General features: G+C 70.7%; 15 protein-coding genes and 2 pseudogenes. 5 read left to right on the top strand and 12 right to left on the bottom strand.

The genetic code is table 11. The features are described 5' to 3' along the window. Positions 1 to 9: 9 nt before the first annotated feature. Together ACSP50_RS18190 and ACSP50_RS18185 are read right to left on the bottom strand one after the other, a co-directional pair. Positions 10 to 1,494, bottom strand: coding sequence for a cell wall metabolism sensor histidine kinase WalK (locus ACSP50_RS18190; RefSeq protein WP_014690709.1), 1,485 nt, complete (start codon positions 1,492 to 1,494; stop codon positions 10 to 12). After that, the gene (locus ACSP50_RS18185; protein ID WP_014690708.1) at positions 1,491 to 2,252 is read right to left on the bottom strand and encodes a response regulator transcription factor; all 762 of its coding nucleotides are present in this window, start codon (positions 2,250 to 2,252) and stop codon (positions 1,491 to 1,493) included. The genes ACSP50_RS18190 and ACSP50_RS18185 overlap by 4 nt, the downstream gene beginning before the upstream one ends. Before the next feature lie 135 nt (positions 2,253 to 2,387). Here ACSP50_RS18185 and ACSP50_RS18180 point away from each other — a divergent pair, with 135 nt between their 5' ends. Continuing rightward, complete coding sequence (locus ACSP50_RS18180) at positions 2,388 to 3,095, top strand: hypothetical protein (RefSeq protein WP_014690707.1); 708 nt, start codon at positions 2,388 to 2,390, stop codon at positions 3,093 to 3,095. A 37-nt stretch (positions 3,096 to 3,132) separates the two neighbouring features. Here the strand turns inward: ACSP50_RS18180 and ACSP50_RS18175 are convergent, their stop codons facing one another. The 4 genes and pseudogenes from ACSP50_RS18175 to ACSP50_RS18160 all read right to left on the bottom strand — a co-directional run bounded on the left by ACSP50_RS18175 (position 3,133) and on the right by ACSP50_RS18160 (position 7,007). Continuing rightward, the gene (locus ACSP50_RS18175; RefSeq protein ID WP_014690706.1) at positions 3,133 to 4,275 is read right to left on the bottom strand and encodes a serine hydrolase; all 1,143 of its coding nucleotides are present in this window, start codon (positions 4,273 to 4,275) and stop codon (positions 3,133 to 3,135) included. 92 nt (positions 4,276 to 4,367) lie between these two features. Beyond that, positions 4,368 to 4,751, bottom strand: coding sequence for a DUF6069 family protein (locus ACSP50_RS18170; RefSeq protein ID WP_014690705.1), 384 nt, complete (start codon positions 4,749 to 4,751; stop codon positions 4,368 to 4,370). Next, positions 4,748 to 5,670, bottom strand: a pseudogene (locus ACSP50_RS18165) (RNA polymerase subunit sigma-70). The gene ACSP50_RS18170 and the pseudogene ACSP50_RS18165 overlap by 4 nt, the downstream one beginning before the upstream one ends. A 131-nt stretch (positions 5,671 to 5,801) precedes the next feature. Beyond that, complete coding sequence (locus ACSP50_RS18160) at positions 5,802 to 7,007, bottom strand: chitinase (protein WP_014690703.1); 1,206 nt, start codon at positions 7,005 to 7,007, stop codon at positions 5,802 to 5,804. A gap of 178 nt (positions 7,008 to 7,185) precedes the next feature. Here ACSP50_RS18160 and ACSP50_RS18155 point away from each other — a divergent pair, with 178 nt between their 5' ends. The 3 genes from ACSP50_RS18155 to ACSP50_RS18145 all read left to right on the top strand — a co-directional run bounded on the left by ACSP50_RS18155 (position 7,186) and on the right by ACSP50_RS18145 (position 9,745). After that, entirely contained in the window at positions 7,186 to 8,454 is a 1,269-nt protein-coding gene (locus ACSP50_RS18155; RefSeq protein WP_014690702.1) for a chitinase, read from the top strand. A gap of 263 nt (positions 8,455 to 8,717) precedes the next feature. After that, positions 8,718 to 9,038, top strand: a complete 321-nt coding sequence (locus tag ACSP50_RS18150) for a MerR family transcriptional regulator (protein WP_014690701.1) — start codon at positions 8,718 to 8,720, stop codon at positions 9,036 to 9,038. 110 nt (positions 9,039 to 9,148) lie between these two features. Further along, positions 9,149 to 9,745 carry a hypothetical protein gene (locus ACSP50_RS18145; RefSeq protein ID WP_014690700.1) on the top strand — a complete coding sequence of 199 codons (597 nt, stop codon included), beginning with the start codon at positions 9,149 to 9,151 and terminating at the stop codon, positions 9,743 to 9,745. A 278-nt stretch (positions 9,746 to 10,023) separates the two neighbouring features. Here the strand turns inward: ACSP50_RS18145 and ACSP50_RS18140 are convergent, their stop codons facing one another. The 5 genes from ACSP50_RS18140 to ACSP50_RS18125 form a co-directional block, all read right to left on the bottom strand. Continuing rightward, positions 10,024 to 10,227, bottom strand: coding sequence for a cold-shock protein (locus ACSP50_RS18140; protein ID WP_014690699.1), 204 nt, complete (start codon positions 10,225 to 10,227; stop codon positions 10,024 to 10,026). A 148-nt stretch (positions 10,228 to 10,375) separates the two neighbouring features. After that, a complete protein-coding gene (locus tag ACSP50_RS43055; RefSeq protein WP_172898773.1) occupies positions 10,376 to 10,693 on the bottom strand; it encodes a hypothetical protein in 318 nt (105 codons plus the stop codon). Continuing rightward, positions 10,690 to 10,923 (bottom strand): FeoA family protein, encoded by a 234-nt coding sequence (locus ACSP50_RS44010; RefSeq protein ID WP_014690698.1) that lies wholly within the window; start codon positions 10,921 to 10,923, stop codon positions 10,690 to 10,692. The genes ACSP50_RS43055 and ACSP50_RS44010 overlap by 4 nt, the downstream gene beginning before the upstream one ends. A gap of 151 nt (positions 10,924 to 11,074) precedes the next feature. Beyond that, the gene (locus tag ACSP50_RS18130; protein ID WP_014690697.1) at positions 11,075 to 11,452 is read right to left on the bottom strand and encodes a GntR family transcriptional regulator; all 378 of its coding nucleotides are present in this window, start codon (positions 11,450 to 11,452) and stop codon (positions 11,075 to 11,077) included. Further along, positions 11,449 to 12,336: a hypothetical protein gene (locus ACSP50_RS18125; protein WP_014690696.1), complete on the bottom strand. Its 888-nt coding sequence runs from the start codon at positions 12,334 to 12,336 to the stop codon at positions 11,449 to 11,451. The genes ACSP50_RS18130 and ACSP50_RS18125 overlap by 4 nt, the downstream gene beginning before the upstream one ends. A gap of 130 nt (positions 12,337 to 12,466) precedes the next feature. Here ACSP50_RS18125 and ACSP50_RS44820 point away from each other — a divergent pair. Further along, positions 12,467 to 12,641, top strand: a pseudogene (locus tag ACSP50_RS44820) (recombinase family protein); the annotation flags it as partial. Between the two features lie 28 nt (positions 12,642 to 12,669). Here ACSP50_RS44820 and ACSP50_RS18120 read toward each other — a convergent pair. Beyond that, on the bottom strand, positions 12,670 to 15,039 hold the full coding sequence (locus ACSP50_RS18120) for a tetratricopeptide repeat protein (protein ID WP_052311623.1): 2,370 nt from the start codon (positions 15,037 to 15,039) through the stop codon (positions 12,670 to 12,672). Between the last annotated feature and the right edge of the window lie 143 nt (positions 15,040 to 15,182).

Genomic DNA, 15,182 nt, shown 5'->3' with positions numbered 1-15,182 from the left:
AGCCGATCCTTACCGGGTACCGTCGCTGACCCTGACGGTTCGCTGAGGACTCGCCGGCAGCGTGATCCGGGCCTCCAGGCCGCCCCCGTCGTCGCCGCGGTCGTGCAGGGTCAGCGTCCCCGCATGCTGCTCGACGATCTCCCGGGCGATGCTGAGACCCAGACCGCTGCCCCCGCCCGCCGCCCGTCCGCCGTCGGCTCGCCAGAAACGCTCGAACGCGCGGGCCAGCAGCTGCGGATCCAGGCCGGGCCCGTGATCCCGGACGGAGATCACCAGATCGTCGTCCACGCCGTCGACGACCACCTCGATCGGGCTGTCCGCGGGGGTGTGGCGGACCGCGTTGCCGAGCAGGTTCCGGAACACCTGCACCAGCGAAGCCTCATCGCCCAGCGCGATCGCCGGCCCCGGCGGGACCCGGAGTGACACGCTGCGTTCGGGCTCGACCACGCTCAGGTCGGCGACCAGGCCGCCGAGGACGGCGCCGACATCGACCGGGGCCCGGTCCAGCGGGCGCCGGGCGTCCAGGCGGGCCAGCAGGATCAGGTCCTCGACCAGCCGCTGCATCCGTCCGGTCTCCGCACCGATGCGCGCGAACGCCAGATCGGCCTGCTCCCACTGCGAGACCCCGCCGTTGAGATAGAGGTCGCTCCACCCGCGGACGGTGGTCAGCGGCGTTCTCAGCTCATGCGACGCGTCGGCCACGAAGCGGCGGATCCGGGCCTCGGCCTCCTCCCGTTCGCTGAAGGCGGCGTTGAGCTCGGCCGCCACCCGACCGATCTCGCTGTGCGGATGCGGCACCGGGATCCGGCGCTCGCGCTGGCCTCCGGCGATCGCCCGGGCGGTGTCCGCCACGGTGCGCAGCGGCCGCAGACCGAAGCCCAGCACCAGCGTGGCGACCGCCACCCCGGCGACCAGGATGGCCGTCGACGCGATCACCTCCACCAGCAGCAGCCGGTGCAGCGTGGCGTCGACGTCGGCCAGCGACACCCCCACGATCAGGGCGGCCGGGTGGACCCGCACCCCGCCGATGGTCAGCGTGATCCGCGGCGGCGCGCCCGGCAGGGTGATGGCGGCCAGCCGGTAGCCGGGACCGGCACCGGCGCTGGGTGCGGTGAACGGCTCGGACGTGGCCGGGATCGGCGTCGGCAGCACCGGTGGCGTCAGGTCCTCGCTGCCCGACACCGCGGCGTGCGCCACCAGCAGCCGGCCGTCCGGATCCAGCACGGCGACGTACTGGGTACCGGGGGCGAGCACCCGCACCGTCTCCCAGCTGATCGCCGCCCCGGTCCCCCGGCCGGCCTGCTCGTCGATGCGGCTCGCCAACGATCTCAGGGTCACGTCGACCCGGTCGCCGAGAAAGGTCCGGAGGGCGGCGTACGCGGACGCGTCGGCGACCAGCAGGCCGGCGGCGAGCAGTGCCAGCGTCCCGGCCAGCAGCCGGCCCCGCAGCCCCTGCCAGGCGCCGGAGCCCCGCCGGGCCGCGAGCCCCCTCATGCGACCGGCTCCCGGATCGCATAGCCGAAGCCGCGCACGGTGTGCAGCAGCGGGACCGCGCCGTCCGCGTCGATCTTGCCGCGCAGCTGGCTGATGAACTTCTCCACCACCGCCGCGTCACCGCCCCACTCGTAGCCCCACACCTCGCGCAGGATCTGCCGGCGGGAGAGCACCAGCTCGACATGGCGCATGAGATACCGCAGCAGCCGGAACTCGGTCGGCGACAGGGTGATCACCCGGCCGGCCCGGACCACCCGGTGGGTCTGCTCGTCGAGTTCCAGGTCACCCACCCGCCGTGCGGTCGTCGGCGCCGCGCCGGCGGTGCGCCGGAGCAGCACGTTCAGCCGCGCCACCACCTCGGCGGTGCTGAACGGCTTGATCACGTAGTCGTCGGCGCCCAGGGTCAGGCCGGCCACCCGGTCCTCGATGCTGTCGCGGGCGCTGAGCAGCAACACCGCCAGCTGCTCGTCGCGCGCCCGCAGCTCCAGGCACAGATCCAGGCCGGAGCCGTCGGGCAGCATGATGTCCAGGACGGCCAGTTCCGGCCGGAACTCCGCCGCCAGCGCCCGCGCCTGCGCACAACTCGCCGCGGCCCGGACCTCGAAGCCGGCGAACGAGAGCATCGCGGTCAGCACCTCGGCGATGGGCGCTTCGTCGTCGACCACCAGGACGCGGGCCGGCCGCAGGGCGACGAGCCCGGCCGTGCGTGGTCGCAGGCCGCCCGCCTGCCGGGGATCCGCCGGGTTCGGAGTAGTCACGGTTCCACGATGCCGTACCGGCGCGGCCGATGATCTTCCCGCCGCCTGCCGGGAACCTGCCGATTGGCTGAAGGCTCCCGCCCGGGGACATCGCGGGTTGCCGGCAGTCGTCACCCTGAGCGCGGGGAGGTGGCCATGCAGATCATCGAATTCACCGATCTGGGCGTTCGCTCGGCCGTCATCCGGTTGCGCCGCCGCGGCACACCGATGCAGTTCGTGATCTATCCGATGATTCACATGGCGCAGCCGGGGTTCTACGCCGCGGTCACCCGGCGGTTGACGAAGGCTGACGTGATCGTGGCGGAGGGCGTCCGGGGCGGGAGCCGTCCGTCGCTGCTCTCCGGTGCGCTCACCATGAGCTACTCCATTCTGCGGTTCAACCGGCGGGCCGGACTGGTCGAGGAGGACATCGACTACCGGGCCCTGGGCCGGCCGGTGATCGAACCGGACGTCACCGCGGACGAGTTCGCCCACGGCTGGCGGCGGATACCGGTCCTGCACCGGATGCTGTTCTGGCTGGTGCTGCCGGCCGTGCTCATGGTCCGGATGGTCGGTGGCACCCGGATGATCTGGACCCGGGAGGTGGAGATGGACGACCTGCCCAGTGCGCAGGACGAGGCGGTGACCGATCGCTACCCGGGCTTCGACGAGGCGATGCTCGGCGACCGGGATCAGCGCCTGCTGGACGCGCTGTCCCGGCTGCACGACGAACGGCACGACCAGGAGATCGAGATCGCGGTGGTGGACGGAGCCGGCCACGTGCCGGCCGTGGTCCACGGCCTGGCCGCCCGCCACGGCTACCGCCCGGCCTCGGCCGGCTGGCTGACCGTCGCCGACCTCTGACCGGGCCTGGCCCCGGCGGACAACGGCGGGCAGGCCGTCAGTCGCAGATCAGGTCGTCGAGCAGGGTCATCCCGCGCTGCATGACGGGAGCCGCCTCGGTCAGGTCGGTGGTCAGGTAGAAGACCGCCGATCGGTGGCCGCCGGGCGCCGCCGCCTCCATGATCTCCATCCCGGGCATGCCACCCCAGTGTGCCCAGTAGCCGCCGCACCGGTTCGGCACCCACATGATGCCCAGTCCGTAGGTGATGCCGGGCCGCAGTGCCTCGAAGTCGCCGGCCGGCACCGTCCGGCGCATCTCGGCCATCTGCGCCGGCGGAAGCAGCCGGCCGGACGTCACCGCCTGCCAGAAGCGCGCCATGTCGGTGGTGGTGCTGACCAGCCCACCGGCCGAACCCGCCACCGTCGGGTTGACGATCGTCACGTCGATCAGCGGACCACCCGGGGTGAAATGCTGGTACCCCTCGGCGTGCGGCCGGGGCAGGGTCGACCGGTCGCCGGGGTAGAACGTACGGGTCAGGTGCAGCGGCGCCAGGATCCGGGAACGCACCTCGGTGAACCAGCAGCGTCCGGTGACCCGTTCGACGAGCATCCCGGCCACCAGATAGTTGGTGTTCGAGTAGCTCCACCGGGTGCCGGCCGGGAACAGTGGCGGGTGCTGCATCGCCGCCGCCACCAGTTGTGCCTCGGTGTGGTGGTCGAGCCGGTGCGCCCGGTACTCGTCGGCCGACTTCAGCACGGCGAGGTCACCGGTGCCGTCGTAGAGCCCACTCGTCTGTTGCAGGATCTGGCGCACGGTGATGTGCCGGCCGTCGTTGCCGTGGCCGTCGACGACACCGGGCAGCCAGTTCTCGATCGGGTCGTCCAGCGTGATGCGGCCCTCCCCGACGAGTTGGAGCAGCACCACCGACACGAACGTCTTGGTGTCACTGCCGATCCGGAAGTACCCGTCGGCCGGCATCGGCGCGCCGGTGTCCCGGTCGGCCACGCCGCTGCGGGCGGCGGTCACCCGGCTGCCGTCGCGGATCAGGCCCTGCGCCCCGGCGACGCCGAGACGGTGCAGATCGTCGAGACCACGCTGCAGGGGCGTGGGCGGCGCCGCCGACGCGCCGTGCCCACCGACCGTGGTCAGCAGCACGCCGACCGACGCCGCCGCCAGGGCGCGCCACCACCGAACGTTCATGAGAGGTTCCCTTCACGAGGACAGCTTCGCCTCGAAGGTAGGAAAGACGCCGGTGCGAAAACAGCCGGCCAGCCCCCACGCCGGCCTGGGGGTCAACCCCCAGGCCGCGACAGACTCCGGGCCAGCCCCGGAATCATCACCGCCGCGGCGATCAGGTGAAGGGCGAGCAGGGCGAGCACGGTGGCGGGGTTACCCCCGGAGAGCACCGGGGCGATCAGCGAGAGCACGGTGAGGACCGCGGTGATCGTGACGAACCTGACGGCGGGTACGGCGCTCCACCGGCGCAGCGCCACCGCGATGAGCACTCCGGCGGTCGAGAAGATGCCGGTCATCACCGCGAAGCCGGGCAGTGGGATGGATTGGCCGCCGTCCGGCAGTTCGAAGTCGACGCCGGCGCACCGGGCGAGGGCCGCGGTGACGGTGGTCGCGGCCATCGCCGCGAGGGTGGCGAGCAGGCCGGTACGCAGCACGCTCATGCCGCACCCAGGCCCTCCGGCAGGCCCAGCGACGGGAACCGGTCGCGGTGGAAGGTGATGATCTCGGCGATCGCCCCGCCGGTGATCCGCAGGACGTCCAGGGTCAGCGGCAGACACGCCTGCCGCGCGGCCCGCCAGTGGTAGAAGGCGACGGCGGGCTGCCGGTTCACCGCGGTCGGCACGGCGCGCAGGCCGGTCATCCCGGCGAAGCCGCTGGCGGTCCAGTCCTCGACCACGGCCCCACGGCCGACCACGAGGCCCGGGGTGGGCGGCATCGAGTAGCGGATGTCGTCACGCAGCAGGGTGGCCAGCCGGGCGATGTCGGGGGTGACGCTGGCCTCGGTGAAGCGGCGCACCAGGTCGCGCGTGCCGGGGTCGCCGGCGCCGCCGGTCCAGTCCCGGCGTTCGGCGGGCAGGTGTTCGCGCATGCCGGCCCGGGCCCGCTGCAGGGCGCTGTTCACCGAGTTCACCGAGTCGCCGAGCAGGTCGGCGACCTGCCGGGCCGGCCAGCCGAGCACGTCGCGCAGGATCAGCACGGCCCGCGGGCGGGGCGCCAGGTGCTGGACCGCGACGATGTAGGCCAGTTCGATGGTCTCCCGGTCGACGGCGGCGGTCTCCGGGTCGTCGAGCAGCCGGTCCGGATACGGCTGCAGCCAGAGCACCTCGCCGCCGGTGGCCGGTTCGGGGCGGGTCCTGGCCAGCAGGTCGAGGCAGGTGTTCGTGGCGATCCGGTACAGCCAGCCCGGAAGGTCGACCGGCCCTCGAAGGTCTCCCGCCGCCGCCATGCCCGCAGGAATGTCTCCTGGACGGCGTCCTCGGCGTCCTCGAACGAGCCGAGCATCCGGTAGCAGTGCACGTGCAGTTCCCGCCGGTGCCGTTCGGCCAGCCCGGCGAACGTCTCCGTTGTCTCCGCGACCATTGCCTCGTCCTTCCGCGTCGTCGACCTCGTACGCAGATATGACGGGCGGGCCGGCGAATAGTCATCACAGCAGTCGCCGCGGGGACGTGCCACCCGGGCCGGAGACCGGTCTCCGGCCCGGGGTGCCGCGCTCAGCAGGTGCCGTTGTCGGCCCAGACGTCCCACTGACCGCTGTGCGTGGCGGGCGACTCGTTCTGCGTCCACCACTTGGCGGTGTACTTGTGGCCGTTCTGGCTCACCTGGTTGCCCTGGGTGTAGGTGGCCGTCGCGCTCCACGCGGCGACCGTGCAGGTGCCGCCGGTCGGCGGAGTGCCGGTGGTGGTCGACGGCGAGGTGGTCACCGGCGGGGTGGCGCCGGCGAAGCGCGCCGAGTACTTGGTGAACTCCCACGGGGTCTGCGGGACGCTGCTGCACGTGCCGGAGGTGGTGCTCTGGTTGGGGTCGGCGCACTGCCGGTCACGGTTGACCGACCAGTTGGTGTAGCGGGCCAGCTTGTGGTTCAGCGCGTAGTCCAGGGTGGTCTGGAAGTCGGCCTGCCGGAAGTACTCACCGGCGTCGCTGCGCCCGTTCATCTGGGAGATGCCCTCGTGGGCGTACGCGGTGGCGCTGTCCCAGCCGAACGTGTTCATCAGGAGGGTGTGGAAGGCTTCCAGCGCGGACACCTGGGCGCTGCCGCCGCTGAAACCGCCGTCGAACGGCATGATCGAGTAGTTGGCCGGGGTGAAGCCCTGCGCCTTCGCCTCGTTGAGCATCTGGGTGCCGAACCAGCCGGTGCCGGCCGCCGTCCCGGCGGTCGTGATCGACACGTACAGGCCGGGGTTGTTGTTCTGCAGGATCCGGGCGGCGCCGATCTCGTTGTGCACCGCGGCGGTGTTCTCGTACTCCGGCTCTTCAAGGTCGAAGTCCATCGCCTTGAGCCCGTACTTGGTGATCACCTGCTGATACGCCGCGGCGGTGGCCTCCGGGGTGCCGCAGGTCTGGCCGAGCTTGGTGCCGCCGTAGCCGCCGATCGAGACGCTGACGTCGCCGCCGTTGCCGCGGATCCTGCTGATCAGCGCGGTGGCGGTGGTGTCGTCGGCGACCGGGCGGGTGCCGTCCCAGGTGGGCGTGCAGCCGCCGCCGTTGGGGGCCAGGATGAAGGCCAGTTGGAAGGCCTTCTGCCCGGTGGCGTTCATGACCTCGACCGGGTCGGGCGGGCTGTTGTCGAACGGCATCAGATACGGCGCGGAGGCGTACCAGTTGCTGGACAGCGTCGCGGCGTCGGCCTGAGTGGCGACGGCGATGCCGGCGCCGGCCAGGGCCACGGCGCCGGCCGCGGCAATGAGAATCTTCTTCATGACATCTCCGGGGACGAGGTGACGCATGTGAATCTTTAACAAAGTTTCCTAATTGATTACGGCGCGTCACACCCATGACAGATGTCATGCGTTTCACAACATTGACAATTTCCGATGTACGTCGTTACGGTCCTCCACTGTTAGGAAACCTTTCTAAGAGTTCCCGGAGGTCCACCCGATGAACCGCAAACGGCTCTGTGCCGCGGCGCTGGCGACCGCCGCCGGTGTGGCCGCGGCGATGACGGTCGTGCACGCGGCCGACGCCGCCGCCACCCCGCTGCCGGCCCACGTCTTCGCCCCCTACTTCGAGGCGTGGACCGGCGACAACCCGGCCACCCTGGTGCAGCAGTCCGGCGCCAAGCACCTGACCATGGCGTTCCTGCAGGCCGCCACCAAGGGCTCGTGCACCGCGTACTGGAACGGCGACACCGGCAGCCCGGTCGCGGCGTCCACCTTCGGGGCCGACATCGCCGCCATCCGGGCCGGCGGCGGCGACGTGATCCCGTCGTTCGGCGGCTACACCGCGGACAACACCGGCACCGAGATCGCCGACAGCTGCACCACCGTCAGCTCGATCGCCGCGGTCTTCGAGAACGTCATCACCACGTACGACGTGACCCGTCTCGACCTGGACATCGAGGACAACTCACTGACCAACACCGCCGGCATCGACCGTCGCAACAAGGCGATCAAGCTGGTCGAGGACTGGGCCGCGGCGCAGGGCCGGACCGTGCAGTTCTCCTACACGCTGCCGACCACCACCTCCGGGCTCGCCGACTCCGGGCTGGCCGTGCTGCGCAACGCGATGGCCAACAACGCGCGCATCGACCTGGTCAACCTGATGACCTTCGACTACTACGACGGGGCCACCCACCAGATGGCCGCCGACACCAAGACCGCCGCCACCGGACTGCACGACCAGCTGCACCAGCTCTACCCGGCCAAGACCGACGCGCAGTTGTGGAACGCGGTCGGCGTCACCGAGATGATCGGCATCGACGACTACGGCGCGGCCGAGACCTTCACCACCGCGGACGCCCCGGTGGTCGCGCAGTGGGCCACCCAGAAGGGCCTCGGCCTGCTGTCCTTCTGGGCACTGCAGCGCGACAACGGTGGCTGCCCGGGCACCGCGGGCAGCGACAGCTGCTCCGGGATCAGCCAGACCACCTGGCAGTTCAGCCACGCCTTCGCGGCGTTCACCTCCGGCGGCGGTACGACGTCGAGCCCCGGCCCGTCGGCGTCGGTCTCCACCTCGCCGTCCAGCTCCCGGTCGACGCCCCCGGCCGGATGCACCGCGCCGGCCTGGAACGCCTCCAGCGTCTACACCGGCGGGTCGGTCGTGTCGTTCAACGGCCACAAGTACCGGGCCAAGTGGTGGACGCAGGGCGAGTCCCCGGCCACCCACAGCGGCCAGTGGGACGTCTGGGCGGACCAGGGCACCTGCTGACGCGTACGGTCAAGAAAGTCTTGTGTGGGAAGGCTAGATTTTCTTTCGAGGATCGGCTAGCCTTCTGAGTGTTGAAAGCAGAGATCCGTTGAAGACGCGGACCTGGTCATCGAGCGTCAAGCAGGGCCCGGATGTCGCGTGGCTCGCCCGATGACCACCGGCCGTCCGCGAGTCGTCAAAGGAACATGTTGGATACCCCGTAAACCCTGGGCCCCGGCGCATCAGCGCCGGGGCCCTTGATCACGCTGTCCGGAAAGGTGTCCATGGCACGATCCGAAGAGTTGTTCGGAGATGACGACTACCCCGCCTACACGATGGGCCGCGCCGCCGAGATCGTCGGTGCCACGCAGGACTTCCTGCGCCGCCTCGACGAGGAGAAGCTGTTCACCCCGATCCGCTCCCCCGGCGGGCACCGGCGCTACTCCCGGTACCAGTTGCGCCTGGCGGTGCGGGCCCGCGAGATGGTCGACGCCGGCACCGCCCTGGAGGCCGCCTGCCGGATCATCATCCTGGAGGACCAGCTGGCCGAGGCCCTCGAGATCAATCGGCGGCTGCAGCCCGACTCGCCGGCCGAGGCACCCTGACCGTCCCGGCCCTTCTTTGACGTTTTATTAACGCGCCGTGATGGTCGCACAGCGGCCGATGAGTGACACGATCTCCTCGACGGCCGGAACCCATCGCCGGGGAGACACTGATGGCCGTGGCCGAGCAGCCCGGCGTGCTGCGCAACCGGCTGCTGGAGAAGCTCGCCGGCCGGGCGCGGCAGCACGACGGGCCGCACGCCGCCGAGCAGGAGCGGACTCACTCGTGGTGGCGGGTCCGGCACTCGCACGAGGTCATCGTCACGCTGTTGTTGGTCGCGCTGGCGGGTGCGGCGATCGCGGTCGTCCTGGTCTGGGTGTACCTGGGCCTGAACGTCGTGGTGATCGGCGGCGCCCCCCGGCGGGTGGCCACCCATCCACAGGTGGTCACCGGCTGGGCCACGGCGGTGACAGTCGCGCATGGCAGCCCGCCGGCGATGACCGGGATCGCTCTGCTGATCTTCCCGAAACCTGCGCTCGGGCGGTCCGGGTTCGAGACCGGGGTGGCGGTCATGCCGCACATCGAGGGACCTCGACCGCCGGATCCGCAGCGGCCGGCGGCTGCTGACCACCGCCGCAATCGAGAGCGTGGTCGCGAACTTCGCCCGCTACCTGACCTGGCCCGGGGCTTGAATGCCGGGCCGGTGCACCATCTACTCGGGTGCGAACGGATGGCGGAGCCGAAGCATCGCCTGCTCTCCGCGGTCTGATGCGCTGAGCACGGGTGCCACGTCGTTGACCGCCGGGGTCAGAAATGGAGTCAGGGTTCCCACAGCGGCAGCGGGGGCCGCTGCCCGGAAACGCGAAAGTTCGGATATCGGCGCGTGCGGCGCCGCGGTGATCGTCGTCATAAAAGCTTCCTTGAACGGCACGTCGCGTCGAAGCACGCGCCGACAGATATTTGGGGGAAAATTCCCGAGAATTGTCGCCGGGAAATGCCGGCGGTGGCTCGCTGAACCAGTCGAGACGCCGCCGGCATTGGTCCAGATCAGATAACGCGGATGTTCCCGGCCTGCGGGCCCTTCTGGCCCTGCGTGATGTCGAACTCCACCCGCTGGTTCTCGTCCAGGCTGCGGAAGCCATTCGCCGAGATGGCCGAGAAGTGGGCAAACACGTCGGGCCCGCCCTCGTCCTGGCTGATGAAGCCGAAGCCCTTGTCGCCGTTGAACCACTTCACGGTACCTGTAGCCATGTCTTTTTCCTTAGCAAGCTGTCGGAATCCGCACTGCGCGGACTCTCACGCCGCCGCGTTGATCATCCGCGTCGCATCGACGCGGGAAACGAAAAAGCGCCTGGTGGGGTTCGGATGAACCATCAGGCGCTGAGAACGTCTATGGAAATCAAAACTGCAACATGGCCACCATAGCACACAAATTCGGATGCCGACCCGAGATTTCCCCGCCGGTTTCAGCCCGGCGCTCCTGGGCGTCAATTCCTCCGGCCGATGCAGGTCGCTCCGCAAGGATGAGACGGTGGATGTCGAACCGATTTTGATCTTTGTCCTCGCAGCCGTCCCGGTGGTCGCGGTGGTGCGGTGGGTTGCAGGACGCACCGGGCTGCCCGCCGCCGCGTGGAGTCGGGCTGCCGGCCAGCGCGATCCGCGGCTCGGCGGTGACGACGCCGCCCGGCTCCCCGGCGTCGTGACAGGCGGCGCTCACGCCGCGCACTCCGCGACCAGCAGCAGCGCGGCCTGCTCGCGGCGCAGGCACACGTCGTAGTCACGCACCCGGTAGATCACCGGATCCCGCAGCGGCGCCCGGCGCACCACCTCCACCGTGGTGCCCGGGGTGAATCCGAGGTCGGCGAGCCGGCGCGCGGTGGCGGCCGGTGCGCCGGGGGCGACACCCACCAGGGTCATCCGGCGGCCCGACGGCACGTCGGCGAGCACGCCGGGACGGGTCGAGGCGGTGGCACGATGCGAGGCACCCTTCCAACATAGGTAGCCTCCCCTTAGTAGCACGGGTCCCGAGCGTTGGATTTCCGGCCTTCCCCATGATCCGGAGGACCAGCGGCCCGGAACCGCGCGGACGCGAATGATTTCAGCGGTCCAACGCCCGAGCGACCGCCGACGCGATCTGATCATCGTCCGCACCGAGCAGACGGGCCTCACGCACGAACGTGGCAGCACGCTCGCGTAAGGTCTCGGCCGGATTCGCCCCGGGCGGCGGTAGTGCTGCCACGCGGGTCCCGCCGCCTCGGCGGGAGACCACCATTCCGGCCGCCTCGAGTTCGCGGTATGTCCGGGCGACCGTGCCGACGGCCAGCCCCAGATCGGCGGCGAGCTGGCGCAGGGGCGGCAGGCGATCGTCGGGGGCCAGCACGCCGTACCGGATCAGTTCGACGAACTGACGGCGCAGCTGCTCGTACGGCGGCGTGGGATCGTCGGTGACCACCGTCAACGCCGGGCGATCGGTCACCGGGCCCCCACCAGCGGGTCGGCTCGGTCCAGCGGGGTCACGAGCGCGACCGCACACCAGGTCACCATGGCAAGCGATGCGGGAACCACGGCAAGCAGGGCCCAGCCCGTGATCGTCCACCACGTCGGCGCGCAGGAGATGTCGAGTAGGCCACCGGCCGCGATCAGGCTGACCCCGGCGAGCGGGATGGCGATGAGCACGCCGACCGCGCCGGTGACGACCCGGGCCGCGCGCCTGCGCAGCGCGTCGTCGACCGCCAGGTCGCCGGTGCTGCCGGAGCGCGGTCGCCGGACGATGGTGCGCACGGCGAGGTACCCCATCAGCAGCCCGACCAGTACGACGACCAGCAGGGGCCAGGTATAGAACAGGCCCGGCCACGGGCCGTGGCTCTCCACCGTGTCGGAGGTGCACTGCCGGGTGAGCGAGCGTCCGGGGCGGCCCATGTCGTCGGGACCGCCGGCCGCGGTCGTGGCGGTAAGCAGGACCAGGAGCCCGCCGCCGGCGGCGGCGACCACCCGGCTGAGGTGGCGTGGCAGGTAGTCGCGTATGCGGCGGACCTCGACGGCCGCGGTGCGTGTCGGCCCGTGCGGTGGCCGGATCGTCAGCTCGCCGGCGAGTACGCCGATGAGGGTGCACAGCCCGAACAGCGGTGCGGCCATCAACAGTCCTGTGCCGAGGTCGCCCGATCGCGCGGCGACGACACCGACGATCACGCCGAGCGTCACGCCCGTCCACCGCAGCACGGCGGTGCGTCGGGCGATCGCCCTCGGGATGTCGCCCGGCGCGGCAGCCGGTTGGCGCGGGCCCCTACGCATCAGGAGCGTCAGCAATACACCGCATGCCACCAGGCCCGACAGCAGTACCAGGATCGGTAGTACGGACATGCGCGCTCCCCCGTTGTATCAAGCGTGTGGCACAAGGAGGATGGGCGACGACAGACGCTTGTGTCAAGCGCCTGGCACATTCAACCGGGGCCGGCACGCCTCAGGCGCCGCCACCGCAGCTTCCTGGGCACGCGTCTTCACCGACAAGGGGTCCGGCAAGGCCTCGCGCTCGACGAGCTGATCACCTACGTCCGCGATGACGACACCGTCTTCGCGCACTCCATGGACCGCCTCCCCGCGACCTGGACGACCTGCGCCGGCTCGTCCGGACGCTGACCGGCGGAGGCGTCCGGGTCGAGTTCGTCAATCTTCACGCCGTCCAAGGCCTCGGCTTCACCGTTTCAGAACGGTGACCGAGTTCTTCTGCACCACTCGGGTGATCGGGTGGTCGTCGCCGAGCACCCGACGACAGCCGGCCACGGCCTGCTCGTACAGCGGGATCGCCCGGCCCAGATCCCCGGCCGTCTCATAGGCGCCGGCAAGGTTGTTCACCAAGGTCAGCGTGTCAGGGTGGTCGTCGCCGAGCACCCGACGACAGCCGGCCAAAGTCTGCTCGAACAGCGGGATCGCCCGGCCCAGATCCCCGGCCGTCTCATAGGCGCCGGCAAGGTTGTTCACCAAGGTCAGCGTGTCAGGGTGGTCGTCGCCGAGCACCCGACGACAGCCGGCCACGGCCTGTTCGAACAGCGGCATCGCCCGGCCCAGATCGCCGGCTGCCTGGTAGGCGTAGGCGAGGTTGTTCACCGAGCCCAGCGTCTGCGGGTGGTCGTCGCCGAGCACCCGGCGACGGTCGGCCAAGGCCTGCTCGTACAGCGGGATCGCCCGGCCCAGATCCCCGGCCGTTCGGTAGGCGCCGGCGAGGTTGTTCACCAGGGTCAGCGTCTGCGGGTGGTCGTCGCCGAGCAGCCGGCGCCGGTCGGCAAAGGCCTGCTCGAACAGCGGAATCGCCCGGCCCAGATCCCCGGCCGTGTGGTAGGCGTAGGCGAGGTTGTTCACCGAGCCCAGCGTGTCAGGGTGGTCGTCGCCGAGCACCCGGCGCCGGTCGGCCAAGACCTGCTCAAACAGCGGAATCGCCCGGCCCAGATCCCCGGCTGCCTGGTAGGCGCCGGCGAGGTTGTTCATCGAGGTCAGCGTGTCAGGGTGGTCGTCGCCGAGCACCCGACGACAGCCGGCCACGGCCTGCTCGTACAGCGGCATCGCCCGGCCCAGATCCCCGGCGGTCTCATAGGCGCCGGCGAGGTTGTTCACCAAGGTCAGAGTCTGCAGATGGTCGTCGCCGACCACCCGACGACAGTCGGCCGAGGCCTGCTCGTACAGCGGAATCGCCCGGCCGATGACGCCTTGATCGTGCAGAAAGTTCGCGGTCTGGTTGTAGAGCCGGCTGGCTGCAGCGTCGGGTTCGGGGTGGTTGCGGTCGTGCTGGGCGAGGGCTTCGATATGCGGTGTCATAACCCGCCAGACAGGCCAATCCTGTGGCGTACGCCAGTCGTCGGGTATCGCGGTTTGCAGGTGCTCGATCGCGCGGGTGCGGGCGGTGCTGATGTCGTGGGGTTGCCGGTGCGGGTCGTCCGGGTCGGGAATGCGTGCGACGGCCTGGACCAGCCGGTGCACGCTCACAGTGTCCTCATCGGCGGTGATCATGCTGTAGGCGGCGAGACGGCCGACCGCCCGGGCGGTCGTGGCGGGGTCGGCCAGCCCGTCGAGCAGGGTGCGGGGGACGGCATCCGGGGCGTACCAGGCCAGGATCCGCAGGATGTCGCCGGCCAGCGGCGTATCACTGAGCTGGTCCAAAGTGACACGCCACACCCGGGCGATGGTGCGCCCACCGGCACCTTCACCGCCCTGGTCGAACATCTGGGCGGGATACTGCTGCAACAGCTGCAGGTAGGCGGCGGCGGACAGACCCGTTTCGGCAAGGTAGGCCGCCGCCTGGTCCACCGCCAGTGGCAGACAGCCCAACTCCCGGCACACCCGCTCAAGCCCGTCAGCATCACCGGCACGGCCGCTGCCGGCCAGGACCTGCCGCATCGCCTCGGCGGCGTCATCAAGGTCGAGCACATCCAACGCGATGGCGGTGGCGATACCCGCCCAGCCGGTGGCCCGCCGGCTGGTGACCAGCAGCCGGCCGGTGCCGACACGAGCCAACAAGCGGGCGACGTCACCCGGGTCGTTGACGTTGTCCAGGACCAACAGCCACCCGTCGTGCGAGGCCAGCCACTGCAACGCCCGTTCCCGCAGCACCTCCAGCGACAGGCCATCGGGCAGGTCGGTCTGCAAAGCGGTCGCCAACGTGGCCAACCCGGCGTCGATACCGGCCGTCGTGTCCGCGTCGATCCACCACACCGGCCGGTACCGGTCACGGTGCTGCCACGCCCACCGTGCCGCGAGGGTGCTCTTACCGACCCCACCCAACCCGTGGACAGCCTGAACCACCGCGGCCCCCGGCTCGGCCAGCACCTCATCGAGCTGCTGGAGCTGCGTGCCGCGGCCGACGAACACACCCGCCGCCACCGCCACGTTGACCAATCCGTCCGGCGCCGGCACCGAAGACGGCCGCACCGACATCGGCGACACGGCGGCGGCAGGGAAATGGTTGTGCTGGACGTTGCGGTCACCCACCTGCTGACCCTGAGCATGGGAGACCGTGACACCGCTGTCACCAGCCGCCTGCGCACCCGGCTGGACGTCGCCGTGCTCCCGCACCACAGTGCTCCCCCTCGTCAGCCACAACGAACGCCGCGCCCATCCCCCACAGATCGCGTCCGCTGCACCTCTCAGCAGACGCCTACCCGCTGAACCCGGCCCATCACGCCTCAAGGATCCCAGTCGACGGCCATCCGGCAACG

Source organism: Actinoplanes sp. SE50/110 (genome assembly GCF_900119315.1).
Taxonomy (GTDB): Bacteria; Actinomycetota; Actinomycetes; order Mycobacteriales; family Micromonosporaceae; genus Actinoplanes.
Note: the sequence above shows the minus strand (reverse complement) of the source record. Positions and strands in the feature narration are given on the sequence as shown.

Excerpts from the sequence above, each read along its gene's own strand:
- ACSP50_RS18125 (WP_014690696.1), bottom strand. The coding sequence starts at position 12,336 with ATGTCCGTACTACCGATCCTGGTACTGCTGTCGGGCCTGGTGGCATGC.
- ACSP50_RS18180 (WP_014690707.1), top strand. The coding sequence starts at position 2,388 with ATGCAGATCATCGAATTCACCGATCTGGGCGTTCGCTCGGCCGTCATC.
- ACSP50_RS18160 (WP_014690703.1), bottom strand. The coding sequence starts at position 7,007 with ATGAAGAAGATTCTCATTGCCGCGGCCGGCGCCGTGGCCCTGGCCGGC.
- ACSP50_RS18150 (WP_014690701.1), top strand. The coding sequence starts at position 8,718 with ATGGCACGATCCGAAGAGTTGTTCGGAGATGACGACTACCCCGCCTAC.
- ACSP50_RS18175 (WP_014690706.1), bottom strand. The coding sequence starts at position 4,275 with ATGAACGTTCGGTGGTGGCGCGCCCTGGCGGCGGCGTCGGTCGGCGTG.
- ACSP50_RS18155 (WP_014690702.1), top strand. The coding sequence starts at position 7,186 with ATGAACCGCAAACGGCTCTGTGCCGCGGCGCTGGCGACCGCCGCCGGT.
- ACSP50_RS18140 (WP_014690699.1), bottom strand. The coding sequence starts at position 10,227 with ATGGCTACAGGTACCGTGAAGTGGTTCAACGGCGACAAGGGCTTCGGC.
- ACSP50_RS18145 (WP_014690700.1), top strand. The coding sequence starts at position 9,149 with ATGGCCGTGGCCGAGCAGCCCGGCGTGCTGCGCAACCGGCTGCTGGAG.
- ACSP50_RS18170 (WP_014690705.1), bottom strand. The coding sequence starts at position 4,751 with ATGAGCGTGCTGCGTACCGGCCTGCTCGCCACCCTCGCGGCGATGGCC.
- ACSP50_RS18190 (WP_014690709.1), bottom strand. The coding sequence starts at position 1,494 with ATGAGGGGGCTCGCGGCCCGGCGGGGCTCCGGCGCCTGGCAGGGGCTG.